Origin of the sequence: Wolbachia endosymbiont of Culex quinquefasciatus Pel (genome assembly GCF_000073005.1) — a bacterium.
Classification (GTDB): Bacteria; Pseudomonadota; Alphaproteobacteria; order Rickettsiales; family Anaplasmataceae; genus Wolbachia.
Map to the genome: position 1 here is coordinate 66594 of NC_010981.1, position 16577 is coordinate 83170.

General features: G+C 33.4%; 15 protein-coding genes and 1 tRNA gene. 7 read left to right on the plus strand and 9 right to left on the minus strand.

Annotation, left to right across the window (positions count from 1 at the left end; all coding sequences use genetic code 11):
• Positions 1 to 73 precede the first annotated feature (73 nt).
• Entirely contained in the window at positions 74 to 997 is a 924-nt protein-coding gene (glpX, locus tag WP_RS00345; RefSeq protein WP_007302771.1) for a class II fructose-bisphosphatase, read from the minus strand.
• 114 nt (positions 998 to 1111) lie between these two features.
• On the opposite strand from glpX, the gene WP_RS00350 reads away from it, so the two are divergent.
• Positions 1112 to 2452: an ankyrin repeat domain-containing protein gene (locus tag WP_RS00350; protein WP_007302770.1), complete on the plus strand. Its 1341-nt coding sequence runs from the start codon at positions 1112 to 1114 to the stop codon at positions 2450 to 2452.
• A gap of 77 nt (positions 2453 to 2529) precedes the next feature.
• Here the strand turns inward: WP_RS00350 and WP_RS00355 are convergent.
• A tRNA-Arg gene (locus WP_RS00355) sits at positions 2530 to 2603 on the minus strand.
• Between the two features lie 151 nt (positions 2604 to 2754).
• On the opposite strand from WP_RS00355, the gene WP_RS00360 reads away from it, so the two are divergent.
• The 6 genes from WP_RS00360 to WP_RS07865 all read left to right on the plus strand — a co-directional run bounded on the left by WP_RS00360 (position 2755) and on the right by WP_RS07865 (position 7120).
• Positions 2755 to 3492, plus strand: coding sequence for an ABC transporter ATP-binding protein (locus tag WP_RS00360; RefSeq protein WP_007302769.1), 738 nt, complete (start codon positions 2755 to 2757; stop codon positions 3490 to 3492).
• A 140-nt stretch (positions 3493 to 3632) separates the two neighbouring features.
• Positions 3633 to 3800: a twin-arginine translocase TatA gene (tatA, locus tag WP_RS00365; protein ID WP_006013840.1), complete on the plus strand. Its 168-nt coding sequence runs from the start codon at positions 3633 to 3635 to the stop codon at positions 3798 to 3800.
• A gap of 126 nt (positions 3801 to 3926) precedes the next feature.
• Positions 3927 to 4580 carry an exopolysaccharide biosynthesis protein gene (locus WP_RS00370; protein WP_007302768.1) on the plus strand — a complete coding sequence of 218 codons (654 nt, stop codon included), beginning with the start codon at positions 3927 to 3929 and terminating at the stop codon, positions 4578 to 4580.
• Positions 4581 to 4694: 114 nt separating this feature from the next.
• Positions 4695 to 5351, plus strand: a complete 657-nt coding sequence (locus tag WP_RS00375; RefSeq protein WP_007302767.1) for an exopolysaccharide biosynthesis protein — start codon at positions 4695 to 4697, stop codon at positions 5349 to 5351.
• Complete coding sequence (gene cysS, locus WP_RS00380; RefSeq protein WP_012481729.1) at positions 5344 to 6738, plus strand: cysteine--tRNA ligase; 1395 nt, start codon at positions 5344 to 5346, stop codon at positions 6736 to 6738. Before WP_RS00375 ends, cysS begins: the two co-directional genes overlap by 8 nt.
• Entirely contained in the window at positions 6707 to 7120 is a 414-nt protein-coding gene (locus WP_RS07865) for a YqaA family protein (RefSeq protein ID WP_012481730.1), read from the plus strand. The genes cysS and WP_RS07865 overlap by 32 nt, the downstream gene beginning before the upstream one ends.
• Positions 7121 to 7150: 30 nt before the next feature.
• Here WP_RS07865 and WP_RS00390 read toward each other — a convergent pair whose 3' ends face one another.
• The 7 genes from WP_RS00390 to hemJ form a co-directional block, all read right to left on the minus strand.
• Entirely contained in the window at positions 7151 to 10084 is a 2934-nt protein-coding gene (locus WP_RS00390; RefSeq protein WP_007302765.1) for a YhdP family protein, read from the minus strand.
• On the minus strand, positions 10077 to 10514 hold the full coding sequence (gene rnhA, locus WP_RS00395; RefSeq protein ID WP_007302764.1) for a ribonuclease HI: 438 nt from the start codon (positions 10512 to 10514) through the stop codon (positions 10077 to 10079). The genes WP_RS00390 and rnhA overlap by 8 nt, the downstream gene beginning before the upstream one ends.
• 175 nt (positions 10515 to 10689) lie before the next feature.
• Positions 10690 to 11577, minus strand: coding sequence for a heme o synthase (locus WP_RS00400; protein ID WP_007302763.1), 888 nt, complete (start codon positions 11575 to 11577; stop codon positions 10690 to 10692).
• 1 nt (position 11578) lies between these two features.
• The gene (gene ctaD, locus WP_RS00405; protein WP_012481731.1) at positions 11579 to 13129 is read right to left on the minus strand and encodes a cytochrome c oxidase subunit I; all 1551 of its coding nucleotides are present in this window, start codon (positions 13127 to 13129) and stop codon (positions 11579 to 11581) included.
• Between the two features lie 15 nt (positions 13130 to 13144).
• Positions 13145 to 13909 (minus strand): cytochrome c oxidase subunit II, encoded by a 765-nt coding sequence (coxB, locus tag WP_RS00410; RefSeq protein WP_007302761.1) that lies wholly within the window; start codon positions 13907 to 13909, stop codon positions 13145 to 13147.
• A gap of 556 nt (positions 13910 to 14465) precedes the next feature.
• Positions 14466 to 15977 (minus strand): HlyD family type I secretion periplasmic adaptor subunit, encoded by a 1512-nt coding sequence (locus tag WP_RS00415; RefSeq protein ID WP_007302760.1) that lies wholly within the window; start codon positions 15975 to 15977, stop codon positions 14466 to 14468.
• A gap of 154 nt (positions 15978 to 16131) precedes the next feature.
• Positions 16132 to 16560: a protoporphyrinogen oxidase HemJ gene (gene hemJ, locus WP_RS00420; RefSeq protein WP_012481732.1), complete on the minus strand. Its 429-nt coding sequence runs from the start codon at positions 16558 to 16560 to the stop codon at positions 16132 to 16134.
• Positions 16561 to 16577 lie beyond the last annotated feature (17 nt).

A 16577-nucleotide genomic window follows, 5' to 3' on the forward strand; every position in this document is an offset into this window, starting at 1 on the left:
TGTAAATTCATTTTTTTAAGACAATTATAAGTCTTCCTTCTATAAAATTTTATAATTAGCATATAACAAATGTTTAAGATATTGATTTTGTTTGTATTTTTATTACTTTACCAGGCAATATTATTAATGAATTAGTCAGACAAATATCTTGGCCAAACTTTACTCCATCCACAAACTCTCCATTTGTTACTCCAGTTGCAATGAACACTGATTCACTTCTTGCCATGTCTTTCACGGTGTAGATTTTTTCTGGGTCAGTGATATTCAAATTTTTTGCTCTTTCTTTTAATTGATCCGTGTCAAATATTAATCTTCCTTCTATCTGCCCACCGATTGAGCTTAGCGCTGCTGCTGCAAGCACTCCTTCTGGAGCTCCTCCTGTGCCGATATACATATCGTGATTGCCATTTATTAGCGAAACTATGGCTGCAACATCACCATCATCTATTAATTTCACTTTTGCTCCTAGCTTCCTAATTTTTGCTATTAATTCATCATGTCTTTCACGTTTAAGTACAGTTACTATAAGATCACTTGCTTTACATCCTTTTGCCTTGGCTAAATTGTCCAGATTCTTCTCAATCCTATTTTTTAGTGAGACTACACCCTCTGGGAGATTTTTTCCCACTGCTATCTTTTCCATATAAACATCAGGTGCATGTAAAAAATTACCTTTTTTTGTTGCAGCAAGAACAGACATTGCCCCTTGTTTATAATGAGCGCAAATCGTAGTGCCTTCAAGTGGATCAACAGCGATGTCAATCTCAGGGCCACTTCCTGTGCCAACTTTTTCTCCGATATATAGCATCGGTGCTTCGTCCCTCTCCCCTTCCCCAATCACAATTGTACCATTTATTTCCATTGAGTTTAGCACCGTACGCATTGCATCAACTGCAACCTGATCGGCCTTTTTTTCATTACCAAGGCCTGCCAATTTATATGCAGCAAGTGCTGCAGCTTCGGTCACTTTCACTAACTTATAGGCTAAATCTTCCATCATTTACTCGAGAATTATAAATCAATATATATCATGCCATTTGAGACTGCAAGATTCCTTGACTGATTGTGGGAAAGTTAGTATAACATAAGCATTATAGTAGTGGGTTTAATTATGGCATATAGTGATGGTGATGTTAAGAAGTTTTATCGCAAAATAGCTGCAATTTTAAAATTTGATAATAAAGGGATTGCTAGTCTTGAAGATCTAACAAAGGAAGGAAGTTGGAAAGAAATTAATTTTCAAGATAAATGTGAAGGAGGCCATTCATTAGGAGATTTACTTCTAAAACTTGCAGATGAAAATGACAACCTACGTATTAAAGAATTTTTCCTTAAAAACGGATTCAAGCTTCCTGAGCAAGAACAAGTAACTGCTGATGAAAACAAGGAAAAGGAAGAGCAAAATACACCTAATTTAGAAGAAGATAGAGCAGAACTTAGCAACAAAAATGAAGATGATCAATTTTCTACTTCATACAACAAGATAAAGAAAATTGTAGCTAGCAACCCTAATATAACTGCTGAGGAGTTTTGTAATGAGCTTGAAAAAGAGAAAATAGATATAAAAATAACAAACCAAGATGGTTGGACTTTGCTTTATTATGCTGTCCGTTCAGAAGGACCTGGTATTATCGACGATCGCATTATATTCCTAAAGATTGTTGAGTTACTCACAAATTTAAACATCGGAATCGATTTTAAAGATACTGCTTCCAAAACTGTGTTGGGTACAGCTGCAATAAATAAACAAGCTGATGTTATAAAGATACTCTTGGATAGTGGTAAATTTAATGAAGAAGAAAAATTTAACGCTCTGCGTCTTGCTATTATTCAAGGCAATGTTCAAGAAGTTAAAGCATTTTTAGGTTATGTAAATGCTGAAAGCAGACAAGCAGCTTTAGAGTGTGCTGTGAATAATACACAAAATAATACACAAGAAGAAATTACTCAGGTACTTTTAAACTTTATTACACCAGAAACACCCAATGTAAAAGAAAATAGAGCAAAACCTTGCAGCAGTAATGGAAATATTGGTAATAGACCTGTAGCAACAGTGCCTCCAGTTAGTACTAACGGTAATAATAACAAAAATGAAACGCCTGTATCAACAAGGGCTGACCCAACTGTCACACCAAATAATGATAAGAAAGCTAACGGCTTTGTAGAGGCTCAATTTTCTCCACCACATGAAAAAGAAACTAAATACAAAAAAAGTAAGGAGAGTTTTTACGCCTCATTAAGGAGTGATGTTGTTGGAGTTGTTATTGCAGGATTGTTTGTTGCTGCTGCTGTGATGGTTCCATCTTTAGCTGGTGCATTAGTTTGCAGTGTCCTAGCTATTTTAGTTGTAATAGTAACTGGATTACATGTAAAAAATTCTACACTGCCAAGTTATAGAGCAATGGAAGAAAATAAGGTTGAGCATATAAACCCAAGCATGCAAACGCTGTAAGTTGAGAAACTGGGACTCTAACTCCTAGAACGGTGTTGTAAACCTGTGTTAGTTTCTTCTACTTTATTAAGATTAAGTGGGACTAGTGCGATTCGAACGCACGGCCTTCGGATTAGGAATCCAACGCTCTATCCTACTGAGCTATAGTCCCATGTCTTCTGCTATTTATGCAAAATTATAGCAAAAAGTCTCGCATTTTTCTAGGCACCCTGTACAATTAATTCACAATAATAAAAAATATTTCTGTATTTCTTGAATGTAATACTGTTATATTTAATAATACGATTCCAATTGAAAGATTAATGCTAGTTAACAATATTAGTTACTTTTATAGTAATCAAGATGGCTTTGCTTTAAGCAACATCAACATTCAAGTGAAGAAAGGAAGTGTTGCCTGTTTACTAGGTCATTCTGGCTGTGGCAAGTCAACAATTCTAAAATTAATCGCAGGAATAGAAAATCCAAAATCTGGAACCATTGTTATAAATGATAAATTAGTTGCAAGTAACAAAGTGTCAATTGCTATAGAGCGTAGAAATATCGGATTGATTTTTCAGCATTCTGCATTATTTCCTCATAAAACAGTAATAGAAAATATAACTTTTGCTATTTGCAGTACTTCTAAGAAAGAAAAATACCTTACTGCATTGGAAATCTTAAAGCTATTTAATATAGAAAAATATGAAAACATGTACCCTCATGCTTTATCAGGAGGACAGCAACAATTAGTTGCAATAGCAAGAGTAATGGCGCAAAATCCTGATGTTGTTTTGCTCGATGAACCATTTTCTAATTTAGATATACTGCTCAAATATCGAATAAGGCACCATATATTGTCACTTTTTAGAAGCAAAAATATTCCTGTACTCATGGTAACTCATGATCCGCAAGAAGCGTTGAAAGTTGCAGATTTTATTTACGTGATGAAAAATGGTAAAATTATTCAATCAGGAGTTCCTAGCTACATATACCACAGACCTAAAGATGATACGTTAGCAAAATTTTTTAGTGAGCTTCCTTTTACTCTACAGCTAAACTAAACTTAATGTTAGGCTAAAACTATTATAAGATAATTAAAAACTCTTGATTTATAATTTAATAAAAGTGATATAATTTATGTATCACTTGGCTTCAGTCAAGTTTTAATACCTAAAAGTTAATATTTTCAACGGAGGTACAAATGAGTTTAGGTCCATGGCAGCTGTTTCTAGTCTTAATAATAATCTTAGTTCTGTTTGGTGCAGGTAGGTTACCACAAGTTATGGGTGATTTAGGCAAAGGCATTAAAAACCTTAAACAAGAACTTAAGGATTCAGAGAAACTATCATCTAATGAACCAGATCGTTAGCTTCCTTATGTTTCGTGACACGCACTAAAGTGCGTGTCATTTGTTTAAACAAGGCTAAAGAATTGAAGAGGTATGATTGAAGTACAGTAATAATTATGTTAGTTAGAATGTTATTAAAGGTTAATCGTGGAAGAAAGTGAGAAATTGACTGAAGATAAAAAATTGGCCTCTGATATTCTAAAAGAGGTTGCAGATACCAATAACAACGATAGTGATAAAGTAACATTGTTCGACATCAAAACAGCTTTACATGAGCGCGGTTTTGGTATTTTAATAATCATCTTCTCTTTACCGCTATCAGTACCTATACCTGTTCCACCTGGCTATACAACCATTCTTTCTATACCTTTAATCTTATTTTCACTGCAGCTTCTATTTGGGTTTGATTCTCCTTGGATGCCTAATTGGCTAGAAAGGAAATCTTTTCAACGTTCAACACTAGCTCTCGTGGTAGAGAAAACTTCACCTATATTAAAAAAAATAGAAAAGTTCATGAAACCAAGAATGTCTTTTATTTTTCTTGGTCCGGGTGAAAAGATTCTAGCTTTTATGATGTTGCTTTGTGCAATAATAATAGCTCTTCCATTACCTTTTACTCACTTCCTTCCTGCAATTGGTATAACTCTTATTTCACTCGGCATTATGGGTAAAGATGGATTTTTATCTACGTTAGGAGTGTTAGTTTCATTCTGTGCGTTATTGGTTACCCTTATTGTAATAGTTAAAGGACCAAAACTTATAGCCGGAACACTTTCTCTTCTTAAAAGCCTTATAACTTAAAAGCTTTACAACACTTTAATAAAAGAATGAAGTACAGCATGAAATGAATAATCGATATTGAAATATAGCAATAACTATGTTAGTTAGAAGTTATATTGTTATTAAAGGGTAACTGTGGAAAAAAGTGTGAAATTGACTGAAGATAAAAAATTGGCCTCTGATATTCTAAAAGAGGTTGCAGATACTAATAATAACGATAATGATAAAGTAACATTATTTGATATTAAAACAGCTTTACATGAGCGTGGTTTTGGTATTTTAATAATCATCTTCTCTTTACCGCTATCAGTACCTATACCTGTTCCACCTGGCTATACAACCATTCTTTCTATACCTTTAATCTTATTTTCACTGCAGCTTCTATTTGGGTTTGATTCTCCTTGGATGCCTAATTGGCTAGAAAGGAAATCTTTTCAACGTTCAACACTAGCTCTCGTGGTAGAGAAAACTTCACCTACATTAAAAAAAATAGAAAAGTTCATGAAACCAAGAATGTCTTTCATTTTTCGTGGTCCTGGTGAAAATATTTTAGCATTTATAATGCTGCTTTGTGCATTATCGATAGCAATCCCACTTCCTTTAACTAACTTCATTCCTGCAATTGGTACAACTCTCATTTCACTGGGTATCATGAGCAAAGATGGATTTCTCTCTATAATGGGAGTATTAGTATCATTGTGTGGGTTATTACTTACTCTTGTCGTAATAGTTAAAGGACCACAGCTTATATTTGGAGCATTTTCTTTTCTAAAAAGCTTTGTATATGGTTAAGCTTTACAACACTTTAACAAAAAAAAAAGAGCCCTTTACACCGATCGATAAAGATCATATAAAAATGTACGTTTGTGGGCCAACAGTATATGATACAGCACATATAGGTAATGCACGTTCTATTGTTGTTTACGATGTATTATTTCGACTGCTTAAATTTTGTTATGGAAAAGTTACTTATGTGCGTAATATAACCGACATCGATGACAAGATAATCAATGCAGCAAATGAGAAAAATAGTAATATAGAAAGCATTAGCAAATATTACACTAAAACTTTTCATGAAGACATGGAAAGCATAAATTGTGCAGAACCAACATATGAACCAAAAGCAACGGAAAACATAGATAACATTATCAAGTTAATTGAGTCTTTGCTGCAAGCTGGTCATGCTTATGAATCCAATAAACATGTATATTTTAGTGTAGAATCTTACCCTGAATACGGCGTTTTATCAGGAAAAAAAATTGATGAATTAAACTACGGTAGTAGAGTTGAAGTTGGTGAAAATAAAAAACACCCAGGAGACTTCGTACTTTGGAAACCTGCAAACGAAACTGACTATAAACTTTCAAGTCACTGGAATAGTCCATGGGGAGAGGGAAGACCAGGGTGGCATATAGAATGTTCAGCAATGTCATATGCTTACCTTGGCAAAGATTTTGACATTCACGGTGGGGGTATAGACTTGCAATTTCCTCATCATGAGAATGAAATTGCACAGAGTAAATCTGCATTTGCTGAGTCAACGTTTGCAAAATATTGGGTACACAACGGGTTTCTTACGGTAAATGAAGAGAAAATGAGCAAATCCTTATTTAATATAGTCAAAGTAAGGGATTTGTTAGATAGTGGAATAAAGGGTGAAGTAATACGTTATGCGCTGCTTAAAACTCACTACAGAAAACCACTTGATTGGACAGAAAATGTTATCTCTGAGTCGCAAGAAACTTTAAACAAGTTTTATCGGTTATTACGTAGTACATGTATTGAGGAAAGTGATACAGAAGTCTCTAAAGATTTTATAGAGGCTTTGAAAAACGATTTAAACATTCCTGAAGCTGTAGCCATATTGCATGAAATGGCTACAGAAATCAATAAGACAAGTAATGAATATGAGAAGCTCAAATTAACTAAGAAGTTTGTTAAAAGCGCAAGGTTCATTGGTATTCTTGAGTCAAGTTATCAAGAGTGGTTTGCAAGTGGTGTGAGTCATCAAGAAATAGAAAGGTTGATAGACTTAAGAAAAGTAGCAAAACAAAATAAAGATTATGATACTGCAGACAAAATAAGAGAGCAATTGAAACAAATGGGGGTTACAATTTCTGACAACGAAGATGGTACAACAACTTGGTATGGAAAATTATCTCCTATTGTTTATAGATAGCCTAGTATCATCGCTTATCTTACCCATACATCAAGGTTTTGTACTTTACACTATGTTATGCTTTAGGTCAAACTACGATCAACTACTTATATTACTTTTTGGAGTATTAGGATCCAGTCTTGGTGGAATAGCTAACTGGTATTTAGGTAGAATAACAATTTTTATCAGAAGATCACATCACAAATTAGAGAATGAAGACAAAACACCAAAAATTGTAAGGCACCTACTGATTTGTGCAGTTGCATTGCTTTCGTGGGTACCAGCACTTGGAAGTGTGACTCAGATTTTATCCGGTTACTTCAAGTTAAACCTTTATATTCTTGTTCCCTTAATTATTTTATCTAACTTCCTCTGTTTGTTGTATCTAACGTTTACCATCTAACTAAACATCAATAAACAACTTTTCTTCTGGTCATATTGAGCTAAATTTCTTCTTCAAACTACCTTTTAAAATGCTTTTATTACTTTTTGTCATAATACGATCAAATACTCCTAATAACCTCTTAAGTAAGCTTGGGGTTAGCGAAGAGATAGGATTAACAGATACGTTGTTGTTTTTATCATCACCATTTGCTTTGTAGTCTATTGAAATAATCCCCCTACTCTTTCCACCAGTCAGAAGTTTTCCGATTATAGGGATTTTCAACAAAGATTTGTTAATTGAGTATGCCGGTATTACTTGTCCTTCAACCTGGAATTTATAACCCTTAATATCGAGCGTACCACTAGTGCTAATGCCTAGTTCCGCTCCTTCAAGCCAAGATTCTTCAATTTCAACAGTGCCATCTTTATATGAAAAAGGTGCATTACACTTATAAAAATGTACACCTTCGTTCTTTATAGCATTTACAATACCAGGCAGTGAAGACATTGATAATAAAGTGGTAAGCAGTGGAGCATCTTTGATATAGAAATTGCTGATAGATAACATACCATAATGTTCTCCATTTTCTCTCTTAGAAGATAGATAAAGAGATAATTTGCCATTTTTAACTGATTTACCAATACCTAAAGAACGCAAAAGCATACCTGAATTATCCGAATATATTTCAAGCCCTATTTCACTATGTTCTACTAGTATATTACTGTTATCTTCTAAAAACTGTCCTGTGAATTGACTTCCACTACAATCACCTTTAGCACAAGTTACATTTAGCTTAGCATCTTTTATGATAATTCCTTCTTTCATAATTATATTATCAACATTCATAGTAACTTCTATTTTGTTATTTAATCGATTACTATCTTTGCCAAGTAAACCTAACACATCACTTAAGTTGATTTTCTCACCGTGAATAGTTATGGCATTTTTCTCCTTACCTGATTCAATTTCTATACTAAAATTATTATCAGGTAATTTAAAGTTGCTAGAATTTAAATATAGATTTCCATTTTCTACTCTTCCGCTAAATTTTATGTCTAGATCATTTCCTACAACATCTAGTTTATCTATTAGTAACTTACCTACTCCTTTTAGCCTTGTAGAAAATAAAACTTCATTGTGATCTTCAAAATGGTTTTTCCACCCTAAGTAGCTTGAACGCAACTCGAGCTCTGATAAATCTATATTACCATTAACATACCCTGTTTTGTCTTGATACATTACTGACTCTATATTTGCATTGATATAGCCATCACCGAAATTAAGTATTTGAGCAGGCAAATCTCCAGTCAAACTCCAGGCAAAATTTTCATTTTTATTGCTACTTTTGAGGTCAAATAGCAGCTGTGTATTATTTACCATACCACTGCCATTTAAATCAATAAAATCTCCGCCGAAATCAAGCTTAATCTCATATTTACCAAGACTGCCATTATACGCGACAAAATTATCAATTTCAGAATGAAATTTGGCTAAAAAATCTACTTTTTTATCATCAGCATTTAAATTAAAAATGTGAAAACTGAATACAGATTTTGCTATTCCACCTATACTGTCCCTTGTAATCTTCATCATATCATCCAGCTTAAATTTTATAGGTTCATATAACCCATAAGCATCACTTACAGCCTGACCATTAATTGTGAGAACAGAATCCTCTTTATTAAGAGATTGCATCTCAATTTCGCCACCATCAATATTGAAATTCTGGAACTTAGCGCTATTTACAATAATTTTGAGATTGTTATCCTTGAGGGTTAACTCACCGTTCAAGTTCTCTACTCGTTCAAAATCCTCATCAAATTGAACGCTGCCATTTTCTATATCAGCAACAATTACAATACCTGACAGATCATCATTTATTAAACTATCGATTTTACCGTTAAAACTTATAATTGTATTTATAATATTCCCATCAATATTATTACAATACCACTTTCTAAATTCATTGTTCACTAGACCATCTGGTACATAAGTACATAAATCTTTTGCAACAAGTTTACTAATATTAACTCTAAGCAAAGCATGATTTGTGCCAAAGTTCATTTTACCAATCAAAGAAAGGTAAGTATCATTTAACTTAAAATGAAAGTTTTTTATGCTAATGATTTCATCACTATATGTCAAATTTACATTTACATTAGTCAAGGCTAAGTTTTTACCTGAGTGACTCTCTGTATTTAACACGTATATGTTTCCGTCCACAACTTCATCCTTTCCATTAATTCTAATTGAAAAGTTTCCTTTGAATCCTATTTCTTTGTCCAAATTGTAACTTTTAACTAGTGTGGAAAATTCGTTAAATAGCCCCAACTTTAGGTTATAGAATGTTCCATAGAAATTTAGTAAATTATTACGGTTTTTTATCGTAATGGATAAATCATCTAGAAACCCTTTACCTTCTTTTGTATGGACACGAATATCCAAAACATTGAAATCTTCCCCCTTCCCTACATATACTTTATCAATAAAAAATTCACCTTCCATGCTTTTATTGATAGCAATGTTAGTAATTTTAATCCTTGAGTCTGCATTGAAGTAGAAAAAAAATTTTCTTATTGTCTTTAGCAGATTTTTTGTACTACTCATCTTCTCTGTCATTACAGATGTTATCTCTTTGCTCTCCTCCCTCTTGATATATATGTGTACATTATCAGCTAAAACCTGAGAGAACTTTTTGGAACTTAACTTAAAGTGTACGAAAAGCTCAGGAACTTCTATTGTAAAATCAGGATTTGTTATTTTTAAATCTGTAATGACTAGCTTGCCATCTTGATGCCAAATAACCGAAGTACTCTCCATGCTGACATCCGAATTGGTAAATATCTTTAATATTTTTTTCTTTATATAAAAATTAATATAACTAATATTGATTTCTAGAGGTCCCTCACCTTTAAAAAAGATAAAGAAGCAGGATATAAATAATAAAATTATAGAAAATGATATAGTAATTTTTTTAAGCATTGATTATTGCTTTTCTTGCTAGAATATCAGCTTCCTCATTGTATTTGTCACCATTATGCGCTTTCACCCAATTCCAATTAATTTCGTGTTGCAAAGCAGCATTATCTAATTCTTTCCATAATTCTATATTTTTTACTGACTTCTTATTACTTGTCTTCCAGCCGTTCATTTTCCACTTATTTATCCATTCTGTTATACCGTATTTAATATAGAGGCTATCCGTATACAAACTGATATTACAAGGAAATTTTAATACCTTCAGTCCATTGATCACTGCTGTTAACTCCATTTTATTATTTGTAGTATTTTCTTCTCTACCACAGATGTTCTTTCTATGATTTTGAAATAATATGATTGCTGCCCACCCTCCTGTCCCTGGGTTACCAGAGCATGCTCCATCTGTGTATATTGTCACTTCCTTTTTCTTCATCTTTAACTGTAGTGAATTAATAAAGTATATCGTTGCTTCTATAAAATCACAATTTTTATAGATATAGAGGCAATTTAAGCCGCACCTTTAAATTTTATTATGGAAATAAAAAAAAGTGCTACAACGAGCATTATTAGAAGAGAAAGTAAAAGATAGTTTTTATGTTCTTTCATAGTTAAAATAAGTCAATAGAACAAAAAATAATACTAGCAAATAGAGAAAATAGATAAGAAATTGAGTAAGAAAACATTTTTTTCTGCGAGCTATGATTCTTAAGCCTTATAACTGATATGGCAAACCAAATAAAAACGCAACCTTCAATAATTGCCATACTGAGGTAGAATAATGACTTTTTCAAAAATAGTGCTGGGAGTAAGCTAGTTAATACCAACAATATACTATAAATTAATATATGTTTTCTTGTCTTTTTCGGTCCATGGATAACATTAAACATTGGTATCGATGCTTTTACATAGTCCTCAGATCTATTTAAAGATAGAGCCCAAAAATGTGGTGGAGTCCACATAAAAATTATTAAAAATAGAATAAAACTTTCCCAACTTACAGAGTCAGTTACAACCGCCCAGCCAATCATTGGAGGAAAAGCACCTGCTGCACCACCGATAACGATATTCTGCGGAGTACGCCTTTTTAGCCAAATTGTATATACGAAAACGTAAAATAATATGCTAACTGCAAGTAAAGCAGCAGAAATATAATTTACTGCTATTGCCATGATAAATACTGACAATATTCCAATAGTTATGCCAAACTCAAGCGCGCTTTCTGCAAAAACTCTACCTGAAGGTATAGGACGATTTTTTGTCCTCTCCATAACCAAGTCTATATCTCTGTCATACCACATATTTATTGCACCTGCAGATCCTGAACCAAGAGCAATGCACATAAGAGATATTAGTGCAAGGAAAGGATGAATGCTACCTGGTGCAGCAACCATTCCAGCAATTGCAGTAAACACTACAAGGTACATTATCCTTGGCTTCAGCAAATGCCAAAAGTCCAATATTGTCGATTCAACGTTTAACAAAGCACTTATATACACTTTATTTTACCACTGGTGGCTTTTCGAAAGTATGAAAAGGTGGTGGTGAAGATACCGTCCACTCTAAGGTATCACCCCCCCAAGGATTATCTCCATTTTTTTTGCCCCACTTAAAGAGATGTATAACTATAAATACAAAAAACATAACTGAAACAAAGGACATATATGAGCCAATTGAGGATATATAATTCCAAGGGATAAACGCGTCGGGATAATCAGGTATACGCCTTGGCATACCTGCTAATCCCAGGAAATGCTGGGGTAAGAAAGTGACATTGGTGCTAATAAAAGTGAGCCAAAAGTGTATCTTTCCTAAACACTCGTTATATTGCTTACCTGACATTTTGCCTATCCAATAATAAAAACCGGCGAAAGCTCCAAATAATGCAGCAAGCGACATGACATAGTGAAAGTGAGCAACGACATAATAGGTATCGTGCAAAAGCTTATCTATTCCACCGTGAGAAAGAATTATTCCGGTTATACCACCTCCAACAAACATGAAAATAAAACCTAATGCAAACAGCATTGGTGTCTTCAATTCAATCGCTCCACCCCACATAGTTGCAATCCAACTAAAGACTTTTACACCAGTTATAACACCAATGAAAATTGTGCTAGTGCTAAAAAATATAGCAGTATCCTCGCTAAGCCCAACAGTAAACATATGGTGAGCCCAAACCATGAAGCCAAACGTTGCTATTCCTATCATGGCATAAACCATTCCCATATAACCAAATACTGGCCTATGAGAAAAAGTTGACACAATCTGACTGATGATACCAAATGCAGGAAAAATAATTATGTAAACTTCTGGATGACCAAAAAACCAAAACAGATGTTGAAATAACACAGGATCACCACCACCAGCAGGATCAAAAAAGGAGGTACCTATATTACGATCAGTGAGCAGCATAGTTATAGCACCAGCAAGTACCGGTAAGGCAACAATTAACATAAATGACGTGAGTAAAATAGACCAAACAAATAGTGGTATCTTAGTTAGTGACATACCTTTTGCACGCATATTGAATATGGTAACTATAAAGTTGATCGCCCCAACAATTGATGACATACCAGCAACATGAAGTGCAAGTATAGCAAGATCAACTCCTGCACTTGGGTGAGACATGATTTGCGATAGAGGTGGGTATAAAGTCCATCCTGTTCCAGGACCTTCGCCAGCAAATACCGAGAGGATAAGCAAAATAAAAGATGAAACTAACAACCAAAAACTTAAATTATTCATACGAGGAAATGCCATATCTGGTGCACCAATCATGAGAGGTACGAACCAATTACCAAATCCTCCCATTAAGGCTGGCATTATCATAAAAAACACCATTATTACCGCATGCCCTGTAATCATTACGTTATATAGCTGGTAATTATTGTTAAGTATATTAATGTGCATTAGCTGAGTACGAATAATTACCGATAATAATCCACCAATAATTCCAGCTAATATGGAAAAAATAATGTATAGTGTCCCTATATCTTTGTGATTAGTAGAAAGCAGCCAACGTCTTATACCTTTTGGTACATCACTCATATCTATACTCCAAACTTAACTTACTAATTTTTTATCTTCAATCCACTTATTAAAATCTTCTTTACTCACTGCTTCAACAACAATTGGCATAAATCCATGACCTTGACCACATAGTTCATAACATTGCCCATAATAAATACCGGGCTTTGTAACGTTAAACCATGCTTCATTCAGCCTACCTGGTATTGCATCAATTTTTATACCAAAAGCAGGTATTCCCCAGCTATGTATTACATCTCCTGCTGTCACTTGTAAACGAATATTAGTATTGATAGGTAAAATAACGTTATTATCAACAGAGAATAGTTTTAAATCTCTTTCGGTAAGGTCTTCTTTTCCTTTTATATAGCTGTCAAATGAAATACCTTGATATTCTGGGTACTTGTAACTCCAATACCATTGATGACCAATAACTTTTAGTGTTATGTCAGCTTTTGGCACTTTCTCCTGTAGTTTAATTAATTCAGCATTTTTAAAAGCCAATACCCCAACAATAATCGTTGGTATAACAAACCAGATAATTTCTACAAAGATATTATGAGTTATTTTACTGACATTTTTCACTTTGCCCTTACGAAAGCGAAATACTACATAAGCAAGCAGGGCCCATACAAAAAGCATAATTGCAATCATTACACTCATCACAAACGAATGTGACTTAACTACAACCTCCATTATCTCAGTTGCAGGCGCAGGAAATCCAAATTGCCAAGAAGTAGGAGCAGAAGCAATTGATATATTTGAGTAAAACATTATCAATAATGCAAGTAACTTCACCATATTTTTTGCTGTAAAACTAACTGTATAATAATATATATACACTTACTATGCAAACAGAGATTATAGAATTTACACAAGTGTTTTGCTAAATATTGAGTCAAAAGTAAATGATGATTAATGTTTTTTTAGCATTTAATAAATATAATAATACGATACTAACTTGAGGAAAAAGCATTTACATGAATCTATTTTAAGTTAAAATATTATAATATTTTAAGTTAAGTATTTACTTTAAGGAAGTTCTATAATAAGTTTAATAGTGTCTGTTATTGCTAATAACCCTCTAGCCTCACACCTAAAAGCAGTAACAGACACTATTAAACTTTAAGTAAGTTTGCCTATTTATAATTCATTGAGGTAAAAATCTTACTAATTCCTTTAATTCTATTATACAGCTGAGTTTACTAATTAACCTTTAATGTTTACGTTAGCATTTGCATCTTAAATCAAAGATTTACATATTATAGAAAATAATTATAAAATAATACACTACTTGTGTGTAAATTTTTTTGCATATCAAACTCTGTAAACAAATTTTCTAGAAAAGCCAAATAAATTATCTCTCTATGAAAGATCTATCGAATGTTGCAATTATAGGTGTAAACAAGAACGATAAAAGAGTGCGAGATTGAGTAACTATATATACTTCTACTGGCATACCAGGATATAGGTATACGTTTTTAAATTGAGCAAGTTCTGACTTTGGTATCACCACTCGCACTGAATAATAACGCCCCATCCTTGGATCATCAAGAGCATCAGGGGAAATATGGTTTACTATACCGTTAATTAAACTTAAGCGACGTGCACTATAAGCGCTCAGCCTTACTTTAACTTTCAGCCCTTCTAGTCCGTCGATAGAGACTATATTGCTATCTTTCTTTTTTGCTGACAGTATCTCTTCTATGTTTCTGGTTAGAACTTTAGCATCTATTATTAGATCATCATCTGATGGTACTATACTCAGGATTGGGACTCCAGATTGTATAACACCACCTTCAGTGTGGTATCTTATATCTGTAACTATACCATCTTGAGGTGATTTAATTATTGTACGTGCTAACGAATCTTCAGCAACCATCAGCCTCTCTTTTAAGTCTGCAATAGATGTATTAACTTCCTTAAGCTCAGCATTTGCTCTTTCTTGAGCATCATTCTTCACATTTATAATCTCTAACTCATTTTCTCCAATCTTTTGCTGTACTTGAGATATTGCAGAACGGTAATGTCCAACTCTACCCTCAATTTCAGCAAACTGTTTTTCTAAAGCTAAAATGTGTGGTTTGCTTATATGTCCACTATCAAGTAATTGTCTTTTTGTTTCTAACTCCTCAGTTATCAAGTCATATTGCTTATGGGCTGCATTTAGTTGAAAATTTAGCCCTGCTAATTCATCATTTAACTGCTTTATACGTTGTTGCAGTATGTCAGTTTTTCCTAATATACTCTTTCTCTGAGAGTTGAACAACTTTACCTGATTCTTTATCGCTTTATTTACAAGTTCATCGTTAGATAATCTTTTAACCTCATCAGAAAATTCTAGCGTATCTAAGTCTCCCCTGATTGCAATAAGTCTTGCTTCAGTTGCCAAAAGTGATAAGAGTTTTTCTTTAATTATACTCAAATTTGCCTTTTCGTTAACATCACTTAATAAAACTAAAGGCTCATCTTTTTTAACTGCTTGACCTTCTTTTACTAAAATTTTGCTTATTATTCCCCCACCCAAGTGTTGCACTATTTTTCTATTTGAAGAGACAATAACTTCTCCACTTGCATGCACTGCTCCGTCAATTGGAGCTATAGCTGACCAAATACCACCTATTCCAAAAAAGATGAATATCACCACTAAACCAAAAAATAGTGGTCCCCATGTGACTTTTAGGACTTCATTTACGTTATTACTCTCACGTTTAAAAATAAAATTTATCATCGCATCAATCCATGCGAACGTCTTATCCAAAAATTGATATTTCTTCTTTCTATTTCCTGCCCTTTGCATATCTATATCATCACTACCAATTAGGCCTGTCAAAGAAAGTCCAGCACTAAGCTTTTTTAACTTACTCATTATAATACTACTGCGAATTCTTGTTAACCAGGATAACACACAAAAACAAAGAATCTATACCTTAAGTACTTTACTTAGACTACGGAACATCAGAATAAACTATTTAGTAACAATTCTTATACTCCATTCAATGGTTCATCATTAGGCTAGAAAATCAAAAAGGTTTTACAATAACCATAATAACTATAATTATTATTAACACTGTTACTGCTTCGTTTAAAACACGAAAATAAACGTGAGTTTTCTTATTCAAGCCCACTGCAAAATTTTTCCTATGCTTTGCAAGTAGGACATGAATAGCAAACATTAAGAATAATGCTAGCGCTTTTACATGAAACCACCCTTCGCGATATGCTTCCCTAATAATCATTAGCATAATTCCAAAACTAAGGGAGAAAAGCATTGCAGGGTTTATGATATATCTAAGGAGTCTCTTCTCCATTATTTGAAGTAAGCTGTCATTTTCTGACCCTGGTTTTACAGATGCATGGTAAACATAAAGCCTTGGCAAATAGAGCATACCTGCCACCCACATAATTACAGAGATAACGTGAAAAGCTTCAAGCCAGTGATAGTAGTCCATATAGATAGTATTATAAA